We start from the raw sequence: 20,645 nt of genomic DNA, 5'->3' as shown, positions 1-20,645 counted from the left end.
GCTGTTCCTGCTGACGATTACCGATTCAGCGTGTGAATCGCCTGCCCGAGCGCGTTTTCTGCGGCCTCCATGACCGCTTCGGCGAGCGTCGGATGCGTGTGGATGGTCGCCGCGACGTCTTCGAGTCTCGCGCCCATCTCGATTGCAAGCGCGAGTTCGGCGACGAGTTCGGACGCCTCGGGTCCGACGATTTGCGCGCCGAGGATGAATCCGGAGTCCTCGTCGGCGACGATGCGGACGAAGCCTTCGGTGTGGCCTGTCGTGAGGGCGCGGCCGGAGGCTTGGAACGGCATCTCGCCGACTGCGGGCGTGAAGCCAGCTTCTTCGGCCTCTTCTTCGGTCATGCCGACCGTGCCGATTTCGGGGTCGGTGAAGACGGCGGCCGGAACGGCCTGACTGTCGAAGGCGACCGGTTCGCCGGCGATGTGTTCGGCCGCGACGATTCCCTCTTGCGAGGCGACGTGGGCGAGCATCGGCGTGTCTTCGACGATGTCGCCGATGGCGTAGATGTGGTCGACCTCGGTCCGGCGGAAGTCGTCTACTTCGATGAAGCCGCGTTCGTCGGGTTCGACGCCGGCGTTTTCGATTTCCATCGTGTCGGTGACGGGCGAGCGTCCGACGGCGACGAGCACCTTGTCGGCGTAGTACTCGTTTTCTTCGCCGTCTTCCGTCTCGGTCGTGACCATGATGCCGTCGTCTTCCTCGCGCCAACCGCTCGCACCTTCGCCGAAATGCATGTCGATGCCGAGGACTTCGGCGCGCTTGCGGACGACGCGAGCCACGTCGGACTCGTAGGTCGGGAGGATGTCGTCGAGCATCTCGACGACGGTCACGTTGGCCCCGAGTTTGGCGAACGTCGTGGAGAGTTCCATCCCGATGTAGCCGCCGCCGACGACGACGAGGTCGTCCGGGACGGTCTCGGCCGCGAGGGCGTCACGAGAGGACCAGACCTGCTCGTTTGCGAAGTCGAAACCGGGAATCTGGATGACGCGCGAGCCGGTTGCGATGATGCAGTGTTCGAACTCGATGGTCTCCGAACCCTGTCCCTCACCGCCGTGGGCGATGCGGACGGCGTTCTCGTCTTTGAACCGCGCGGTTCCTTCGATGAGGTTGACGCCGTTTGCTTTACAGAGCTTTTCGACGCCGCCGGTGAGTTGGTCCACGATGCCGTCCTTCCAGTCGCGCAGTTGCGACATGTCAACGACGGGGTCGGCGTGGATACCCATCTCTTCGGCGTGACCCGCCTGATGGGCGAGGTCGGCGCTCGTGATGAGCGCCTTCGAGGGGATACAGCCGTAGTTCAGGCAGGTGCCCCCGTAGGCGTCCTTCTCGACGAGCGTCGTGTCGAGTCCCTGCTGTGCGGCGCGGATGGCGGCGACGTAGCCGCCCGGACCCGCACCGATGACGAGTACCTCGGTTCCGGTTGCGATGTCTCCGACGACCATTATTCGAGCACCAACAGCTTGGGGTCTTCGAGTAGTTCCTTCACACGGTTCGTGAAGCGAGCACCCTGTGCGCCGTCGACGATGCGGTGGTCGAACGAAAGCGAGAGTGTGAGAACCTTTCGTGGCACGACTTCACCGTCAACCACACGTGGCTTGTCTTTGATGGCTCCGAGCGCGAGAATCGCCACTTCTGGGTAGTTGATGATGGGCGTCGCGTACTCGCCGCCGATGCCGCCGATGTTGGTGATGGTGAAGGTACCACCGCGCATCTCTGCGGGCGAAATCTTGCGGTCGCGGGCCTTCTGGACCTTCTCGTTCATCTCGTCTGCGAGTTGGAGCATGCCCTTGCGGTCGGCGTCGTGGACGACCGGGACCATGAGACCGGCGTCCGTCGCGGCGGCGACACCGATGTTGTACTCGTCGCGGAGGACGATTTCCTCGTTCTCCTCGTCGAGTTGGGAGTTCATGTACGGGAAGTCCTTCAGCGCCGCGATGACCGCCTTCATCACGAACGGCATGTAGGTGAGCTTCGTCTCCTGTTCCTCGGCGACGGGCTTGAGCTGCGAGCGAAGTTCGACGAGTTCGGTCACGTCCACTTCGTCGTGGTGCGTGACGTGCGGCGCAGTGTACTTCGACTGCTCCATCTGGTTGCCGATAGCTTTGCGGACGCCCTTGTAGGGGACGCGCTCGCCAGCGGCGGGACCGGCTTCGGCGGTCTCGGTCGCCGCAGTACCTGCCTCGGCTTCCGCAGAGACGGCTTCGGCGTCCGCGGCCTGCGCCTGTTGCTGGGCCTGTGCGTACTCGCTGACAGCCTCGGGCGTGACGAACGCCTCGCCGTCGCGCATTTCGGTCGCGGGAACGGCGTTGAGGTCGACGCTCTTCTCTTCGGCCAGTGCACGGGTTGCGGGCGCGGCGAGGGTCTGCTGGCGGTCAGCGCTCTCTGCTACTGCCGCAGTGCCCTCGTCGCGCTTTTCGGTCGCGGACTCTCCGTTTATCTCGACGTTGCGCGGACGGCTACTCTCCGCTTCCTCGGCAGCCTCGGCCGCCTCGGCGGCCGAACGAACGTCGCCTTCGGTCACGCGACCGCTCGGACCGCTGCCGTCGACGGACGCGAGGTCGACGTCGAGTTCCCGGGCGAGGCGTCGGACGCTCGGCGAGGCGAACACGCGCCCGCCGGATTCGGCTTCGCCGCTTTCCTCCGCGGCCGGTGCTTCGGGTTCTGCCTCAGCCTCGGGTTCGGCTGTTTCGGCCTCTTCTTCGCCACCGACCTGAATAGTGATGATGACGTTGCCGACGGGGACCATTTCGCCCTCTTCTGCGAGTAGTTCTTTGACCGTCCCGTTGAACGGCGAGGGAACGTCGACGAGTGCCTTGTCGGTCTCGACCTCTGCGAGTACCTGGTCCTCAGTTACTTCGTCGCCCGGTGCGACGTGCCACGTTACGAGTTCGCCTTCTGCGACGCCTTCACCGACGTCGGGGAGTTTGAATTCCTTGAGCGCCATTGTTTCAGAAGTTCACCGCCTCACGAATACCTTCTTCGACGCGGGCGACCGAGGGGAGGTAGTAGTCCTCCAGTGCGTACAGTGGGTACGGCACGTCGTAGCCCGCGACGCGCTTTACGGGCGCTTCCTGGTAGAGAAGCGCCTCTTCCTGAATCGTCGCCGTAATCTCGGCACCGAGACCGCCGTTCTTCGGAGCCTCGTGGACGACAACCGCGCGACCGGTCTTCTTGAACGACTCGACGACGGTCTCGCGGTCCATCGGCGAGATGGTGCGAATGTCGACGACTTCGGCGTCGATGCCCTCCTCTTCGAGGTTCTCGACCGCTTCGAGCGTCGGTCGCGTCATCGCGCCGTAGGTGAACACCGACACGTCCGTCCCTTCGCGTCGGACGGCGGCCTCACCGATTGGCACGGTGTAGTCTTCTTCGGGAACCTCACCGCGGAATGCGCGGTAGATGAGTTTGGGTTCCATGAAGATGACCGGGTCGGGGTCGCGAATCGCGGAGATAAGCAGCCCCTTCGTGTCGTAGGGCGTCGAGGGAATGACGACCTTCAGTCCGGCCTCGTGCGCGTAGAACATCTCCTTGGATTCGGAGTGCGACTCCGGCGCGCGGATGCCGCCACCGTAGGGTGCGCGAAGCACCATCGGGAGCGTGTAGCGCCCGCGGGTTCGGGTCCGGTACCGCGACATGTGACTGATAATCTGGTCGTATCCGGGGTACATGAAGCCGGAGAACTGAATCTCGGGAACCGGCTTCAGGCCCATCGCGGCCATGCCGACGGCCGTGCCGACGATACCGGACTCTGCGAGGGGCGTGTCGATGACGCGGTCGTCACCGAACTCGTCCCAGAGACCCTCGGTTGCGCGGAAGACGCCGCCGTTTTTGCCGACGTCCTCACCCATGACGAGCACCTCATCGTCGAGGTTCATTTCGGTGTAGAGACCGTCCCGTACTGCCTGCACGATAGTAAGATTCTGCGCGCTCATTCTCTGAGGAACCCTTCGTCGCCAACCTTCTCACGGAGTGCTTCGAACTCCTCGCGCTGTGCACGAATCTCCGGTGTCTGTTCGGCGTACGCGTATTCGAACATCTCGCTCGGGTCCGGACGCGGGTCGGACTCGGCGGCCTCGATAGCGTCTGCAACCGTCGCCTCGATATCCGACTCGATATCGTCGATTTTCTCGTCGTCGAGTCGTCCAGTCTCGCGGAGGAACGTCTCCAGTCGCGGGATGGGGTCTTTCGCTTTCCACCGCTCGACTTCCTCGTCGTCGCGGTAGACGGTCGGGTCGTCAGCAGTGGTGTGTGCGCCGAAGCGGTACTGGACTGCCTCGATAAGCGTCGGCCGAAGTTCGCCCTCGTCGGGGTTCTTCGCTTTGTCCAGCGCCGCCTTCGTCACGGAGTAGACCGCAAGTGGGTCCATGCCGTCGACCTGAATACCGTCGAGGCCGTAGGCCGTCGCCTTCTGCGCGATGGTTTCCGATGCCGTCTGTCGTTCGCGCGGCACGGAAATCGCCCACTGGTTGTTGTTACAGAAGAAAATGTTCGGGGTGTCGAAGACGCCCGCGAAGTTCAGCGCCTCGTGGAAGTCTCCTTCGGAGGTCGCCCCGTCACCGAAGTAACAGAGGACGCCCTTGTCGGTTTTACCCTGGAGTTTGAGCGCCCACGCAGCACCCGTCGCGTGGGGAATCTGCGAGGCGATGGGAACGGCGGGTGGGAGAATGTTCGCATCCTCCGGCATCTTGTTACCCTTCTCGTGGCCCATCCAGTAGAGAAGCGTCTGTTTCAGTGGGAGGCCTCGAATCAGCGCGGCACCGTGTTCGCGGTAACTCGGAACCATCCAGTCGTCTTCTTCGAGTGCGATGGCACTGCCAATCTGTGCGCCTTCCTGTCCCGACAGCGGCGGATACGTCCCCATCCGTCCCTGCCGTTGGAGACTTACCGCCCGCGTGTCGAAGTGCCGGGCGAGACGCATGTTTCGGTACATCTCGACCAGTGTTTCGTCGTCGATGTCGGGGACCTCACCGACGACGGCCCCGTCCTCGTCGAGTACTCGTACCTGGTCCTGTGGGTCACGTTGAAGCACGCTCACGGGAGAACCCTCCTGTTCATGGCAAAATCGACACCCGCCGCCGTTATATTGTTTTCGTATATAATTTACTTTGACTCGGAATACCTCCCATCCTGCCGTGCTATGTAAACTCACACGGGACAAAATTGGACATTTTCACTCCTAAACGATTCTTCCTGATGGTCGTTAGCGTGAACCCACACATCACCGAGAGATAATCGGAAATATCGACAACGTTGCAAAACGTATCCGGGGTTGACGAGCGAGCGCCTCGGAATCGTAGCCGAGTCATTCGTGAACCAGTGGCGTCCGGTTTTGTCGCCCGGTTTTGTCGCCCAGTTCTGTCGCCCAGTTCTGTCGCCCAGTTCTGTCGCCCGCTACTGCCCGGCGGCTGCACGCGCTGTCTGCCGAGCCTCTTCGACGCTCGACCCCTCTCGGAGAAGTGCGTCGACGAATAGCTCTCCGGCCTTGTACGACGACCGGACCATCGGACCGGACGCACAGTAGAGGAAGTCAAGTTCCTCTTCGGCGACCTGTCGCCACGTGTCGAAGGTGTCGGGGTGGACGTACTCGAACACGTCGAGGTGGCTCCGCGACGGCTGGAGGTACTGGCCGAAGGTCACGATGTCTACGTCGGCCTCGCGGAGGTCCGAGAGGGTCTGGTACACTTCGTGAGCGTGCTCGCCGAGACCGAGCATAATCGAGGTTTTCGTGTGGATATCGGACTCGTCTGTCACCTGCTGGAGCACAGAGAGGGACTGCTCGTAGCCGGCGCGGCGGTCACGAATCGGCCACTGGAGTCGTTCGACCGTCTCGATGTTGTGGGCAATAACGTCGGGACCGGCGTCGATTATCTTCCGAACGTGTTCTGGCTCACCCTGGAAGTCGGGAATCAACACCTCGACGAGGATGCCGGGGTCGCGGCGTTTAATCTCGCGAATCGTCTCCGCGAAGTGGCCTGCCCCCTGGTCGGGGAGGTCGTCGCGGTCTACGGAGGTCAACACGACGTAGTCGAGTCCGATTTCGGCGACCGCGTCGGCGACGTTCGCCGGTTCGTCGGGGTCGAGGGGTTCCATCCCGCCCGTCGTCACGTCACAGAAGTTGCAACCGCGCGAACACCGGTCGCCCATGAGCATAAACGTCGCCGTACCCGGTCCATCCTGCCCGCTCCAACACTCGCCGAGGTTCGGACAGTTGGCCTCCTCACAGACGGTGTGGAGGTTGCGGTCCCGGAGCGTGGATTTGATGTCGGTGAAACGCCGGCCGGATGGCGGTCGCATCTTCAACCAGTCTGGCTTCCGCCGCGTGCGCATGGTCAGTTACTTTCGAGGCGACGGGGAAAAAACGTGAGGATTACCCTGTTGTCAGTCGGATTAGTGACAGCACTGACGACGGTGATACGCGAAATCGCCAAACCGACCCCGATTACCTCCACTCGTACACTTCACTCGAAACCGTTCAAACGGATACGATAGGTGTGGAAAAGAAAACGTTTGACTCGAATACATCATAACTTTCCACCATCGTGCATGTACGACCGTGCTAGATGTATCATTAGACTGAAAAACTTATATTTGAGTAAATATTTCCACCGAGTATGAACTGGAAACACCGCCGCGATCTGTCGAAGGTCGAATCGAAGAAGCGAGAGGCCACCGCGGGAACGGACTGGTCGTTCATCGCTGCTCTCGCTATCGCCGCGTAAGGCACTAATTAGCCGCTCTCGGCCCCAACCTGTCCCGTAACCGACTTTTGAATTTTCGCCCGGAAAGCGACGGCGTCGGATGGAGAAACGCCTTTCCCCCCGGACGACTCGGCTTGGTGTATGACGCTCGTCTTCGCCTCGCGCCCGATATCGACACGCACCCGGAGGTGCGCCTCGTGAAAGTCGCCGAGGCGGTCCCCGAGTTCGCCGATGCGTTCGGGTTCGAGGAGTTCAACCGGATGCAGCGGGAGGCGCTGCCCGCCATCCTCGAAACCGACCACAACGTCGTCGCCTCCGCGCCCACCGCCAGCGGGAAGACGGCGCTCGCCGAACTCGCCATCTGCCGGACGCTCCGCGACGAAGGGACGGCGCTCTTTATCGCACCGCTGCGCGCACTCACCACCGAGAAGGAATCCGAGTGGGAACGCTTCGAAGAACTCGGTTACTCGGTCTACGTCGTCACCGGCGAGCGCGACCTGAACCCTCGCCGAGCGGCCCGCGCGGACATTCTCGTCATGACGCCGGAGAAGACGGACTCCGCCACGCGCAAACACGACTCCGCGCGCTACTCCTTTATCGAAGACGTGGACTGCGTCGTCATCGACGAGGTTCACCTGCTCGATTCGGAGACTCGCGGCGGCGTCCTCGAAGTGACCGTCTCGCGGATGCGACGCATCTGCGACCCGCGCATCGTCGCGCTCTCGGCGACCATGCCGAACATCGACGACGTGGCGGCGTGGTTGGACGCGCCCGACGAGACGACCTTCGAGTTCGGTGACGACTACCGACCCGTGGACCTCCACGCGGGAGTCAAAACCTACACCCACGGCGAGAACTCCTTCGCCGACAAGTACCGCCGACTCTACCGGGCGTTCGACCTCGCCGAACCGCATATCCGCGACGGCGGCCAGTCGCTCGTCTTCGTCTCCTCGCGGCAGGACGCGGTTCGCGCTGCCGCCAAGGCCCGCGACGAACTCGCGAAGCGTGACGTTCCTATCGGCGCTCGCGGCGACTACGACTTCCACAACGAGGCGAAGGAACTGAGCAACGACTCGCTGCGAAAGGGCGTCCTCGACGGCGTCGGCTTCCACCACGCCGGACTCGCCCGCGACGACCGCGAAGCCGTCGAGGAGTGGTTCAAGGAAGGCAAGATTCAGCTTCTCTTCTCTACGTCCACGCTCGCGTGGGGCGTGAACCTCCCCGCCCGCTGTGTCGTCATCCGCGACACGAAACATCACGACCCGCTCGAAGGTGAGGTCGATATCTCGCCGCTCGACATCCTCCAGATGCTCGGGCGCGCAGGTCGTCCCGGCTACGACGACGTAGGATACGGCTGGGTCGTCTGTGACCACGCCGACCAGAACAAGTACCGCCGCCTGCTCCGCGAGGGCAAGGAAATCGAGTCGCGCCTCGCCGAAGACCTCGATTCGCACCTCAACGCCGAAATCGCGATGGGGACTATCCGCGACCTCGACGACGTTATGTCGTGGTTGGAGACGACCTTCTACTACCGCCGGGCGCAGTCGAACCCGGCCGCCTACGACTTCGAAGACCTCCGCTCGCGCGTCCGCGACGTGCTCGACCGACTGGTCTCCCGCGGCTTCGTCGAGATGGACGACGACCTCTCCATCGACGCGACGGCGCTCGGCCGACTCACTTCGAAATATTACCTCCGACTGGGGACCGCGACCCGGTTCTCCACGCTCGCCAACCGCGACCGAATCTCTGCGGACGACATCCTCGAAACGGTCGCCGGCGCGGCCGACTTCCGGCAGGTCTCGGCCCGACAGTCCGAAGTCGACGCCGTCGATTCCGTCCTGACCGGCGTCTCGACCGAACTCGAAGACGGACCGCGAAAGGTGCTCGCCATCCTCCACGCAAGCATGGCGAACTCGACGCCGAGCGAACTCCGGAGCGACGCGTGGGTCATCAAGCAGAACGCGCTTCGACTCCTCTCGGCGCTCCGCGAGTTCCTCGACACCTTCGCGGACGCCCGCACGGCGAATCTCGCAAAGCGTGTCGAAGCACGCGTCGAACACGGCGTCAGTAGCGACGCCGCGGCACTCACGGCTGTCGACGGTATCGGCCCCGGCCGCGCCCGAAAACTCGCAACCGGAGGTCTCTCGTCCCCGGCCGACGTGGTCGACGCTGGCGAAAAAGAACTGACTCGCGCGGGTCTCTCGCAGGGTGTCGCCGAACGCGTCGTCAAGAGCGCGAAGAACCTCCCAGCCCCCGAACTCGACTGGGGCCAGTTCCCCGATTCGGTCACCCGCGGCGAGAGTAACATGCACGATATTCGCGTCAAAAACAGCGGTGGCGGCGGCTCTGTCGGGGTTCGTGTCACCGTCAACGGCGTCGAGATGTCGGCGAAGACGTGCTACCTTTCGGACGACGTGACCGTCCCGGTCGGCGTCTTCGGCGCGAAGGACGACGAACTGGAGTTCGTCGTGGAAGTCACGTTCCCCGACCTGCCGCTGCTCCCGATTCGGGAGTCGCGGACGGTTCGGGTGGAATAACAGCGGCTTCATTTCTTGCCGGTCTGCCGACGTCACTCTCGTTTTCTGTGATTCTCCCGCTCGAAGACGCCGCTGCAAGGGAGCGTTTCAGTTCGAATCAGAGCCCAATCTTCACTTTCACTCCGCGTATGGCGAGGGTTGTTGTTCAATCCACATGACTGTCAATTGTCGTTATGTTGCAACCCCCCCCCTCGAAATTTCCGAAACAGAGCAGTACTGGTTACGGAGTCGAGACGTAAGCGACTCCCCGAAAATCGGCGGCGACGGCTACTTCTCTGACCACGATGTTATCCGCCCAGAGAACGTCGAACCCGCTGACTTACCACCGACGGACAGCGAGGCTGTTCGGGAACTCGACTGCGAAGCGCTCGAAGCCCAGAAAACTATCGGTAAGTGGCAAGTCACAGGGTCGGCAGAACGAATCGAAGCGTTGTGGCCCGAACTCGTTGCTGACGCGGAGGCGGGGACCATCTGGGCAGTGAAGGCGATGACCGCGTACGGCTACGAGGAACTCCCGATGGACGACGACTACATTCTCACCGTCTACACGCCCAACTACTTCGACCGAGACGACGTTGATCGAGTCAGAGAACACCTCCGAGACGAACACGGCGTCACCCACGAACTCTACTACAAACCAGATATCTACACCACGAAGGGTATCGTTGCCAGCACAGCAGCAGAATTCGGGCTTTCGGCACCCGCTAGATATATCGAATAGCTCCGTCGGAACTCCGTTTCGTCGGCATCTCCCCGTTTAGTTTTCACCGAGCAACGCCGCCCGCAACTCCTCCGGCCCGTCTACGATTTCATCCGCTAGCGATAGGTCCAACTCCGCGTTGTGGTCGACGCGGTAGGCGATTGTGTACGCTCCCGACCGGGCGGCCGCCTCGATGCCGTTGACCGAGTCTTCGACCACGATGCAGTCTTCGGCCGCAACGCCGAGTTCCGCGGCGGCGTGCTCGTAGATGTGTGGCTCCGGCTTTCCGGGCTTGTCGATGTCGTCGGCGGAGAGCACGAGGTCGAGCGGGCCGAGGTCGAAACGTTCGCGGACCGTCGAAATCCACGCTTGCGGGGCCGACGAGACGATGGCGGCCTTCTTGCCCGCCGTGCGGAGGTCCGAAAAGAGTGCTTCTGCGCCGTCCATCAGGACGACGTTCTCGCCGTAGAGGTCCTCCGCATTCTCGTGGTACGCCGCGATGAACTCGTCTTTCGAGACGGTTGCTCCGTACTGCTCGTCGAGATACTCGTATATCTCGCGGAAGCTCATGCCCGTGATTTCCTCGTGGGCGGGGTCGCCGGATTCGATGGCCTCGGCGAACACCCAGTCGTCCTCGAAGGCGTGCCAGTACTGCTCGGAGTCGACCAACACACCATCCATGTCGAACAGCACGACGTTCGCGTCCATGCCTCGCCCTGTGGCGCGACCGACCAAAGTCCTTCGTGCCGCGGCATGCCTGTTTAACCTTCGCGCGAAGGTTGAAGCGCGAACCCGAGACCATCCCCGCGCATGGAATCTATCCGCGTCTTCGCCGGAGACTGTACCGTCCACTTCGAAGGCTCCCGCGACCGCACCCAGCGCGGCCGGGTCGTCGTCGTCGTCAAGCCCGACCGAACCGTCCTCGTCCACGACGTATCCGGTTACCAACCCGTCGCGTGGCTCACCCGTGCCGACTCGCTGACCGTCGAATCCGGGCCGGGGTCGTTCGGTCTCGTCGCCCACGCGGGCGAGCAGGTTCTCACCGTCGAGTCCAACGACGTGACCGGTCGTGCCGAGTACCCTGCGAGCGAGGCCGGCATCCCGGTCGGTTCGCACCCCAAAACCGGTGAGCCGTTAGTCCGGACAAACGGGGCCGTCGTCGGCCTCGACTCGGGAACCGAGTTCCGACTCCCCGCCGGTGCAACCGTCCTCGACGAGACGTGCGACGACTGCGGCCTGCCCCTCATGCGCACCGAGCGCGGAGCGACGTTCGAGGTCTGTATCGACCGTCAGTGCGACCCGCTGGACGACCGCGTGAAAGACCGATTCGACGGGGAATGGTCCTGTCCCGACTGCGACTCGCCGATGCGAATCATTCGGCGAAGTGGTCGCCTGCTGGCCGGGTGTGACGCGTATCCTGAATGCGAGACTGCCTTTTCGGTCCCGGCGGGCGTGGTCGTAGACGACTGCGAGTGCGGCCTGCCGGTGTTCGAGACGGAGCGCGGCCGGCGGTGTCTCGACTCGACGTGTGAGTTCGCATGACTCGGGAGAGAGCGCGTCGTCCGTGGCCCCGGCGGTGGCGACAGGGCCGGCCTGCAAACCCCGCTGCCAGCATCGCAGTTCCTTTGTCGTCGGCCCGCCCCGATTCGAGTATGCAAGGACGCCTCGAAGACGGCATCGTCCATCTCCCGGGCGATGCCCGACAGCGCTTCCACGATTCGCGCGGGTACGGGAGACCGACCGGCGGCAACGACCTCGAAGTCGCACCCGTCGAGGCCGCCCACCTGCTCTCGCGCGGCGATATCGACGGCGTGGACGGGATGGGTCTGCGCGAACTCCTCGCGCGCACCGGCACCACGCTCGATTTCGTCGTCTACAAAGACCTCCGCGACCGCGGGTTCTACCTCTCTCCCACCCGCGAGGGATGGCCGGGTGTCGACGACACCGGGGGCGCGGATTTCCTCGTCTACCCTCGCGGAAAGGGACCGTGGGATGGCGATGTCGAACACCGGGTGCGCGTCGTCGGCGAACGCGAGTCCATCCCGGTCTCGTCGCTCGGCGACGTGGTACTCGCTATCGTCGACGAGGACGGCGACCTGACGTACTTCGACACTGAGGGCTTCTCCCCGGAGGGGACGGCCACAGAAGACCTTCCGACCGGTCTCGACGCCGAACTCCTGTCGGACCGCGCACTCGTGTGGGATGGCGTGGACCGCCTCTACCAGAACGGCTTCTTCGGGCAGCGCCTCTACGGCCGCAACGCCGACAGCGGCCCGCTTCAACTATCGCTCCTCGAAGCCGCGTATCTCGCCCGGCAGGATTCGCTCGCCATCGACGAGACCGACGTGGTCTCCCGCGGCCACGACGTGGAGGGCGACCGATTCGACCGCAGACTCGCGGTTTACGCGATGCTCCGGGAGCTGCAGACGGTCCCCAAAAGCGGGTTCAAGTTCGGCTCCGATTTCCGTGTCTACACCGACTTCGAGACGGTTTCGGACCTCTCGCACTCCGAATTCCTCGTGCGCGTGGTCGCGCCCGAACACACGTTTGTTCCACGGGACCTCTCACTTGACGTTCGCCTCGCCGGCGGTGTCCGCAAGCGAATGGTTTTTGCGCTAACCAGCGCCAAGGGAGAGATAGACTGGCTTTCGGTCAGTCGGCTCACGCCATGACACGAGACGAACCCGCGGAGCGAATCCGCACCGACGGAGGCACAGCGCAGGGAGCAGACGACGTTGCTCTCGACCCGTGGGGCTCGTCAACCATCGCCGACTACCGGAAGTTGTTCGAGGAGTTCGGCATCGAGGAGTTCGACGAGGTACTCGACGAGGTGCCGAACCCTCACTACCTGATGCGACGGGGTGTCATCTTCGGCCACCGCGACTACCGACGCGTCCTCGAAGCCATGCGCGACGGCGACGACTTCGCCGTCCTCTCGGGCTTCATGCCGACCGGTGACCCCCACATCGGCCACAAACTCGTCTTCGACGAAATCATCTGGCACCAACAGCAGGGTGGCGATGCGTACGGTCTCATCGCCGACATGGAGGCGCACTCCGCCCGCGGCATCGCGTGGGACGAAATCAACGAACACAGCCGCGATTACCTGCTGTCGCTTATCGCACTCGGGTTCGACCCCGAAGAGGGCGAACTCTACCGGCAGTCCGACAACGACACGCTCCAGAAACTCGCGTTCGAACTCGGCGGGAAGGCAAACTTCTCCGAGTTCCAGTCCATCTACGGCTTCGACGGCGAGACCAACGTTTCGCACATGCAGTCGGTCGTCACGCAGATGGCCGACATTCTCTATCCGCAGTTGGACGACCCGCAACCGACGGTTATCCCGGTCGGCCCCGACCAGGACCCTCACGTCCGGTTCGCTCGCGACCTCTCGACCCGGATGCGCTTCTTCAAGGTGACCGATGCGTTCGCGTCCTTCGAACTCGACGACGCCGAGCGCCCGGTCGTCGCCGCGGCCTACGACGCCCGCGAGGAGTTCGCCGAAGACGTTGACATGCCGCGGTGTGGCGAGGCCGCCGAGTGGTTGGCCGACGCCGACCTCGCCGAACTCGGCATCCTCGCAGACGAGTCAGTCCGCGAGTCGGCGGTCGAAAAGCTCGAAAACGCCGGGATGGAACCGCTCCGTCCGCGAATTCGGTTCTTCGCTCGACAGGCGACCGACGAGGCGTTCGAGGCACTCATCGAGGAAATCGAGGGCGAAAAGCGCCGGTACGACCAGCACATCGACGCCTTCGACCTTGACATCGAGGCGGCCGAAGACCTCGCCCGCGAGGTCGAAGCCCACCACGGCGGCTACGGCTTCATTCCGCCGTCGTCCATCTACCACCGCTTCATGACCGGCTTGACGGGTGGCAAGATGTCCTCGTCCATTCCGGCGAGTCACATCTCGCTGCTCGACGACCCGGAAGACGGCTACGACAAGGTCAGGTCCGCGACGACCGGCGGTCGCGACACCGCCGAAGAACAGCGCCGACTCGGCGGCGAGGCCGACAAGTGCCCGGTGTACGAACTCTACGCCTACCTCCTCACCGGCGACGACGACGAGTTCGCCAAGAGGGTGTACGACGAGTGTGTCGGCGGCGAGCGACTCTGCGGCGGGTGCAAGGAGCAGGCCGCGACGCTGATGCGCGAGTTCCTCGAAGACCACCACGAAAAGCGCGAAGAGGCAAAGGAAGTCCTCGACTCGCTCGATATCGACCTCGAATCTGAGCGGCGGGGTGTGGCGGCGGAGCACTAAGCGAGGCCACACTCCGACACACCGCCGACCGACTACAACTCTACGTCTTCTCCGACGCCGTTCTCTATCGATTTCTCGTACAGATATTCCGCCGTCGCGGCGTCCAGAACCGCTGAGCCGACGCTTTCGACGATTAGAATCTCGTCGTCCGAGTCGCGGCCAACACCGCCTTCGAACACGCCCGAGAGCGGAATCAAGTCGGATTCCGTGAGACCGGATTCGCGCACGTCGCCGATGTCGGCGACTTCCTCGGGTACGTCCGCGAAGACTCGACTCGCCCGGTCGAACGTCGCGGGGCCGAGTTCCTGCATTTCGCCGGTGTAGGCTCCGATGGCGATGACGAGCGTTCCGGGGTTGAGCCACTCGGCAGCAAAGGCTGGTTCCGTACTGGTGGTTGCGGTGACGACGACGGTCGACTCCGAGACGGCAATTTTGGGTGAACTGACTGCCTCCGCGTCGATGCCGTCGTCTCGAAGGTCGGCCGCGCACCGCTCGCGCGAGACGGTCGGCGAGTAGATACGGACGGATTCGACGTCGGTCGCGGCGGCGATGGCGCGGGTCTGCCACCGCGCTTGCGTTCCTGCGCCGAGGACGCCGAGATGGACGGGGCCGGTCGATAGATACGTCGCGGCCAACCCGCCGACACATCCCGTTCGAGCGTTGGTGATAGTCGTTCCGTCGAGGAATGCGAGCGAGAGACCGGTCCGCGCGTCGTTGAGGACGACCTGCGCGTTCACCGTCTGGAGACCGCGGGCGGCATTCGCCGCGTGGACGGCGGCGAGTTTCGTCGCGTACACCTCGTGGCCGTGGATGTACGCCGGCATGGTCAAGGCGGTCCCGAGCGGCGGGCGGTGGTCGTGTTCGACGGCGTCGACATCACCCGTTCCGCCGTCGATGCCGATGCCGACCGGGAAGTGGGGTCTTGACGGTCGCTCGACTTCGTCGTGGCCCTGTTTCACGAACGCTTCCTCGACGACTGGGAAGAGCTCTGGAAGCGAGAGAAGTCCGCGAACGTCGTCCGCTGAGAGAATCTGAACCATATGTCATCTACTCGGGGATGTCTGGTGAACGTTTCGCGCATTGCTGCCGTGTCACACATACACTCATATCGGTGGGCGGAATCAGAGACGACTATGCACGTCCTCATCGTCGGCGGCGGTGTCGTCGGACTCGCTTGCGCCCACGCCCTCGCCGACCGCGGTGCCGAGGTCACTGTCTGCGAGGCGGGGACACTCGGCGGCGGCAGCACGGGGCGGGCCGCCGGCGGGATTCGAACGCAGTTCTCCACGCGCGTGAACGTCGACCTCTCGCTCGCGAGCATCCCCGTCTGGGAATCGTTTGCCGACGAGTTCGGCGTCGACATCGACTATCGACGACCGGGCTATCTTTTTCTTGCACGAACCGAGGAGACGGCAGCGGCCTTCCGTGAGAACGTCGCCATGCAGACCGAGGCGGGTGCGCCGAGTCGCCTCTTGGACCCCGAGGAGGCCCGCGAGTACCTGCCCGAACTCCGAGCCGGAGAGTTCGTCGCGGCGACTTACTCGACCGCCGATGGCATCGCCGACCCGCACTCGGCGGTACAGGGTTTCGCGGGTGCAGTCCGGGACGCTGGCGGCGATATCCGAACGAAAACGGCCGTTACCGGCCTGTCTCGCCGGGACGACGGCTGGCGAGTCGCGGTGGAAGGCGAAGACGAGTCGGGCGACGAGGGCACGAACGGAGACGAGACCATCGACGTGGATGCCGTAGTCGTCGCGGCGGGTGCGTGGTCCGGTCAGGTCGCCGCCCTCGCGGGTATCGACCTGCCAATCGCTCCGCGCCGTCGGCAGATTGCGGTCGTCGAACCGGACGGCGACCTTCCCGAGGATGCGCCGCTTACTATCGACCTCGATACGGGGTCGTATTTCCGCCCGGAACGGGCGGGGACCGCCATCGTCGGCGGGCACTTCGCCGATTCGGACCCGGACGTCGACCCCGACCGGTTCGACGAGTCGATGGACGTCGAGTGGGCGCTAGAGGCGACAGAGCGAGCCGACGACTGTGCGGCGTACTTCGGTCCTGAAACGCGAATTCGAAACGGGTGGGCCGGTCTCTACGCGGTGACGCCCGACCATCACGCGATTGTGGACGAGGTAGAATCTGGGTTCGTCGTCGCCGCGGGCTTTTCGGGTCACGGCTTCCAGCACGCACCGGCAACTGGGGAGGCCGTCGCCGACCTGTGTCTCGGCGAGGACGCCTGTGAAGTGGACGTGTCCACGCTGTCGCTCGACCGATTCGAGTCGGGAGAGACGCTGCAGGAACGGAACGTGGCGTAGTTGAACGGGAGGATTACGCGCTCAGGTTGACGACGGCGCGGAGTTCGCCGAGGACGCGAACCGGGTCACCGACGTCGCGCGACGCGAGCACGCGATACCTGTCTTCGTCCTCGACGACGCGGTAGGTCAACTCGCCATCGTCGAACTCGTATGTGGGTCGTGACTGGACGAGGATAGCGTCGACGTCGTCTCTGTCGTCCGGGCGGTTCGGCGGTTTGACGATGAGTGACGCCTCTTCGCCGAGGCGAATCGTAGAGAGTGTCGTGTCCAAGCCTCGCATTCGTCTTCGTCGCCCGTGGGTCGTCAATCAACAAGAACGTATCTGCTTTCGGACCGGAAATAGAATTGACAGGAATGGCCGACGACCAGTGGACGAAATTGCGCTGAAACCCGTCCTGCGCCTGTCTCTGTCACGTCAGTGTCAGACGTAACTCCGGGGCTGAACGTGACGCACCGGGCCGGACGTGACATCTCTTCCCACAATTCCGGAACCGTTTTGAGGGAACGCGGCCACCTCGAAAATATGACTCTCGAACCTGTCAGTCATGGTGTCTGCGCCACTCGCAAACCGGCTACCGACGGGTTCGGATTTTTCTTTCTGGCCGCTTGAGGTCGGCGGACTCCGCTTCGGCGCGACCGCGCCCAGCGGACGAAACCGACCCATTCGGTCAGACTCGCCAGTTCGGCGAGGCTTCGAAACTGCTAACCGACCACCAGACGGCTAACGCGACAACGAACCAGATGCGACTTCCGGAATCACAGGTCGCGGTGTTGAACGCCGCGAGCGCCACAGACGAACGGACGATAGCACAGCTAGCGGAGGCGACGGACCTGAAACCCGAGACGGTGACGGGTGCGGTCTTCGACCTGCGCGACGACGGTCTCGTCTCGGTCACAGAGACTGTCGAAGAAGACGTTGAACTAACCGACGAGGGCGTCGAGTACGCCGAAGACGGCCTTCCCGAGGTTCGACTCTACCGCGCCGCACTCGACGTCGGCGACGGTGATTCGGTCCAGATGGGACAGGTCATCGGTGCCTCCTCGCTCGGCGGCCCGCAAGTCGATATCGCCCTGTCGAACTTCGCGCGAAAGGGTTACGGCCGCATTGACTCGGGTGAACTCGCGCCCGACGCGGACGCCGACCCCGACGCGGACGAGGAAGCCGCCGCACTCGCGGCCCTCGCTGCGGGCGACGACGTCGACGCCGACGTGCTCGACCAACTCGAATCGCGGAACCTCGTCGTTCGCAACGAGCGAACCATCCGTGCCGTCACCCTCTCCGACGAGGGCGTCACGGCTCTGATGGAGGGTATCGAGGCGGCCGAGACGGTCGACCGACTCACGCCCGAGATGCTCACCTCCGGCGAGTGGGAAGACGTCGAGTTCACCGAGTACAACGTCGAGGCCGACGCGCCCGAGGTGCGCGGTGGTAAGAAACACATCCTCCGGCAGACGGCAGACCGCGTGAAGGACGTGCTCGTCGGCATGGGCTTCGCCGAGATGGAAGGCCCGCACGCCGACGCGGACTTCTGGATTAACGACTGTCTGTTCATGCCGCAGGACCACCCGGCGCGCACCCACTGGGACCGTTTCGCCCTCGACGTGCCGCCGATGGAGGACATCCCCGAAGACCTCATCGACCGCGTTCGCTCGGCCCATCTGGAGGGTGTCGGCGACGACGGCGACGGCTACCACTCGCCGTGGTCCGAGGACTTCGCCCGCGCCATCGCGCTTCGCGGCCACACCACGTCCCTGTCGATGCGTTACCTCTCGGGACACGAAGTCGGCGAGTTAGAACCGCCGCAGCGGTACTTCTCCGTCGAAAAGGTCTACCGTAACGACACGCTGGACCCGACGCACCTGCTCGAATTCTACCAAATCGAGGGCTGGGTGATGGCCGAGGACCTCTCGGTGCGCGACCTGATGGGCACCTTCGAGGAGTTCTACTCCCACTTCGGCATCACGGACATCCAGTTCAAGCCGCACTACAACCCCTACACGGAGCCGTCGTTCGAACTGTTCGGCCGACACCCCGAGACGGGCGAACTCATCGAAATCGGGAACTCCGGGATGTTCCGCGAGGAAGTCCTCTCGCCGCTCGGCGTCGAGTGCGACGTGATGGCGTGGGGCCTCGCGCTGGAGCGTCTCCTGATGCTCATGTACGGTTTCGACGACATCCGCGACGTTCACGGAACGCTGTGTGACCTCGACCTGCTCCGCGAGACGGAGGTGCTCCGATAATGCCCGTAGTTGACGTTCAACCCGACGAACTGCGCCGCCTGACCGGCCACGAAGAGAAGTCCGACGAGGAGTTCAAAGACGACCTGTTCGCGCTCGGTCTCGAATTCGAGGGCGTGACCGAAGACGGGGCGTTCCAACTGGAGTTCGGTCCCGACCGCCTCGACCGCCTCTCGGTCGAAGGCGTCGCCCGCTCGCTTCGCTACCAGTACGGCGATGCCAGCGGGGTCGCCGTCCCGAAGACGAACGACCCGGATTGGACCATCGTCGTCGACGAGGCGGTTCCCGAAGAGCGCCCGTACGTCACGGGTGCCGTCGTCCGCGGCGTGGACTTAGACGATGCCGCGCTCGACTCGCTCATCCAACTGCAGGAGAAACTGCACGCGACGATGGGTCGAAAGCGCGCCAAGGGCGCTATCGGTATCCACGACCTGACGATGTTGAAGGGTGACGTGCTCTCGGAGAACGCCTCCGGCAACTCCATCACGTACACCGGAATCGAACCCGACGGCGACACCTTCGTCGCACTCGACTCCGACGACGAACTCACACCGGCCGAAGTGCTCGAACAGCACGAGACGGGGCGGAAGTACGCCGACCTCGTCGGCGAGTACGACCGCTACCCGGCCATCTACGACGAGATTGGTCTATTCTCGTTCCCGCCGGTCATCAACGGTCGCCGGACCGAGGTCTCGACTGAGTCGCGCGACCTCTTCGTCGAACTCACCGGGACCGACCAGTGGACCATCGACCGGATGTGCAACATCATCTGCTACGCGCTGGCCGCCCGCGGAGCGACCATCGAGGACATCGAAGTCCAGTACGAGGGCGGTACCGTCGCCAAGCCCGACTTCGAAGTCGAGACGAAGCGCGTCAGCCACGACCGCATCGAGACGGTCCTCGGCGTCGATCTCGAAATGGACGAGGTTATCGACCTGTTCGAGCGCTCCGGTCTCGATGCCGACGCGGAAATCGGGGAAGAGACGGTGTACGACGTCTCTATTCCACCGTACCGCGTGGACGTACTCCACCCGCTCGACCTCGTCGACGACGTGGGTCGCGCCTACGGATTCAACGAACTCGAACCGCGGTACCCCGACGTGGGGACGGTCGGACAGCGCCACGAGCGCTCCCGACTGGAAGATGCCGCCCGCACCTCGCTCGTCGGTCTCGGCTTCGAGGACCTGCTCAACTTCCACATGATTTCGGAAGGGGAGAACTACGAGCGCATGGGTATCGAACCCGGCACCGACCTATTGGGCGGCGGTGAACCCGTCTCTATCACCGAACCGTACAGCGAGGACTACACCATGCTCCGCTCGTGGGTCCTCCCGTCGCTTTCGATGGTGCTGGAGAACAATACCCACCGCGCGTACCCGCAGGACCTCGCGGAAATCGGTCACGTAGCCCATCGCGACGACGACGAAAACACCCGTGTTTCGGAGGCGCGACACGTCGCCGCCGTCCTCGCCCGCCACGACGCGACCTACGAGGATGCAAAGGGGCGACTCGCGGCCCTGTGTGGTGACTTCGACGTTGAACTGGAGACGCCGCCGACCGAACACCCGTCGTTCATCTCCGGTCGGACCGCCGCGGTCGTCATCGACGGCGAAGAAGTCGGTATCGTCGGCGAACTCCACCCGGAGGTCATCGTCGAACATGACCTCGAACTGCCGGTCGCGGCGTTCGAATTCGACCTGTCGGCGCTGCAGTAAGCGCTTCGGGTGGCGTTTTTGTCTAGGTCTTTGCGCGGCGAGCGGAGCGAGTCGCGGACACAGGTGTGCGCGTGAATAGCCTAATCCTTCGCTTACTACCGCTCGTGAGCGTAGTTGTTTGCTCTCTGACTGGTGTGGGCCGCATGGTGGTCTGTCCAACCGCTATAGGATAACTTGCAGT

General features: G+C 63.6%; 16 protein-coding genes. 8 read left to right on the top strand and 8 right to left on the bottom strand.

What is annotated here, in order from left to right:
- Positions 1–17 precede the first annotated feature (17 nt).
- The 5 genes from lpdA to lipA form a co-directional block, all read right to left on the bottom strand.
- Positions 18–1,445, bottom strand: coding sequence for a dihydrolipoyl dehydrogenase (gene lpdA, locus HFX_RS14490; RefSeq protein ID WP_004059009.1), 1,428 nt, complete (start codon positions 1,443–1,445; stop codon positions 18–20).
- Positions 1,445–2,947: a dihydrolipoamide acetyltransferase family protein gene (locus HFX_RS14485; RefSeq protein ID WP_004059011.1), complete on the bottom strand. Its 1,503-nt coding sequence runs from the start codon at positions 2,945–2,947 to the stop codon at positions 1,445–1,447. Before HFX_RS14485 ends, lpdA begins: the two co-directional genes overlap by 1 nt.
- Positions 2,948–2,951: 4 nt before the next feature.
- Positions 2,952–3,935, bottom strand: coding sequence for an alpha-ketoacid dehydrogenase subunit beta (locus tag HFX_RS14480; RefSeq protein WP_004059013.1), 984 nt, complete (start codon positions 3,933–3,935; stop codon positions 2,952–2,954).
- The gene (gene pdhA / locus HFX_RS14475; protein WP_004059015.1) at positions 3,932–5,038 is read right to left on the bottom strand and encodes a pyruvate dehydrogenase (acetyl-transferring) E1 component subunit alpha; all 1,107 of its coding nucleotides are present in this window, start codon (positions 5,036–5,038) and stop codon (positions 3,932–3,934) included. The genes HFX_RS14480 and pdhA overlap by 4 nt, the downstream gene beginning before the upstream one ends.
- Before the next feature lie 356 nt (positions 5,039–5,394).
- Positions 5,395–6,297, bottom strand: coding sequence for a lipoyl synthase (lipA, locus tag HFX_RS14470; RefSeq protein ID WP_014732583.1), 903 nt, complete (start codon positions 6,295–6,297; stop codon positions 5,395–5,397).
- A 601-nt stretch (positions 6,298–6,898) separates the two neighbouring features.
- Between lipA and HFX_RS14465 the strand changes: the two genes are divergently transcribed.
- On the top strand, positions 6,899–9,238 hold the full coding sequence (locus HFX_RS14465; RefSeq protein WP_004059021.1) for a DEAD/DEAH box helicase: 2,340 nt from the start codon (positions 6,899–6,901) through the stop codon (positions 9,236–9,238).
- 154 nt (positions 9,239–9,392) lie between these two features.
- A complete protein-coding gene (locus tag HFX_RS14460) occupies positions 9,393–9,959 on the top strand; it encodes a putative phosphothreonine lyase domain-containing protein (RefSeq protein WP_014732581.1) in 567 nt (188 codons plus the stop codon).
- Between the two features lie 36 nt (positions 9,960–9,995).
- Here the strand turns inward: HFX_RS14460 and HFX_RS14455 are convergent, their stop codons facing one another.
- Positions 9,996–10,646 carry an HAD family hydrolase gene (locus tag HFX_RS14455; protein ID WP_004059026.1) on the bottom strand — a complete coding sequence of 217 codons (651 nt, stop codon included), beginning with the start codon at positions 10,644–10,646 and terminating at the stop codon, positions 9,996–9,998.
- Between the two features lie 102 nt (positions 10,647–10,748).
- On the opposite strand from HFX_RS14455, the gene HFX_RS14450 reads away from it, so the two are divergent.
- The 3 genes from HFX_RS14450 to HFX_RS14440 all read left to right on the top strand — a co-directional run bounded on the left by HFX_RS14450 (position 10,749) and on the right by HFX_RS14440 (position 14,196).
- The gene (locus HFX_RS14450; protein ID WP_004059028.1) at positions 10,749–11,480 is read left to right on the top strand and encodes an Sjogren's syndrome/scleroderma autoantigen 1 family protein; all 732 of its coding nucleotides are present in this window, start codon (positions 10,749–10,751) and stop codon (positions 11,478–11,480) included.
- 110 nt (positions 11,481–11,590) lie between these two features.
- Positions 11,591–12,610, top strand: a complete 1,020-nt coding sequence (gene endA, locus HFX_RS14445; protein ID WP_004059031.1) for a tRNA-intron lyase — start codon at positions 11,591–11,593, stop codon at positions 12,608–12,610.
- A complete protein-coding gene (locus tag HFX_RS14440; RefSeq protein ID WP_004059033.1) occupies positions 12,607–14,196 on the top strand; it encodes a tryptophan--tRNA ligase in 1,590 nt (529 codons plus the stop codon). Before endA ends, HFX_RS14440 begins: the two co-directional genes overlap by 4 nt.
- Before the next feature lie 32 nt (positions 14,197–14,228).
- On the opposite strand, the gene HFX_RS14435 is transcribed toward HFX_RS14440, so the two are convergent.
- Entirely contained in the window at positions 14,229–15,236 is a 1,008-nt protein-coding gene (locus HFX_RS14435; RefSeq protein ID WP_004059035.1) for an ornithine cyclodeaminase family protein, read from the bottom strand.
- A gap of 93 nt (positions 15,237–15,329) precedes the next feature.
- Between HFX_RS14435 and HFX_RS14430 the strand changes: the two genes are divergently transcribed.
- Positions 15,330–16,511, top strand: a complete 1,182-nt coding sequence (locus HFX_RS14430; protein ID WP_004059037.1) for an NAD(P)/FAD-dependent oxidoreductase — start codon at positions 15,330–15,332, stop codon at positions 16,509–16,511.
- Positions 16,512–16,524: 13 nt separating this feature from the next.
- Here HFX_RS14430 and HFX_RS14425 read toward each other — a convergent pair whose 3' ends face one another.
- Positions 16,525–16,791: a hypothetical protein gene (locus tag HFX_RS14425; protein ID WP_004059039.1), complete on the bottom strand. Its 267-nt coding sequence runs from the start codon at positions 16,789–16,791 to the stop codon at positions 16,525–16,527.
- Between the two features lie 461 nt (positions 16,792–17,252).
- Here HFX_RS14425 and pheS point away from each other — a divergent pair, with 461 nt between their 5' ends.
- Both pheS and pheT read left to right on the top strand, forming a co-directional pair.
- On the top strand, positions 17,253–18,752 hold the full coding sequence (pheS, locus tag HFX_RS14420) for a phenylalanine--tRNA ligase subunit alpha (RefSeq protein ID WP_004059041.1): 1,500 nt from the start codon (positions 17,253–17,255) through the stop codon (positions 18,750–18,752).
- Positions 18,752–20,464, top strand: coding sequence for a phenylalanine--tRNA ligase subunit beta (pheT, locus tag HFX_RS14415; RefSeq protein WP_004059043.1), 1,713 nt, complete (start codon positions 18,752–18,754; stop codon positions 20,462–20,464). Before pheS ends, pheT begins: the two co-directional genes overlap by 1 nt.
- Positions 20,465–20,645 lie beyond the last annotated feature (181 nt).

It is taken from the genome of Haloferax mediterranei ATCC 33500 (genome assembly GCF_000306765.2).
Taxonomy (GTDB): domain Archaea; phylum Halobacteriota; class Halobacteria; order Halobacteriales; family Haloferacaceae; genus Haloferax; species Haloferax mediterranei.
The sequence above is the reverse complement of the archived record's forward strand: the minus strand, read 5'-3'. Positions and strand labels throughout refer to the sequence as shown.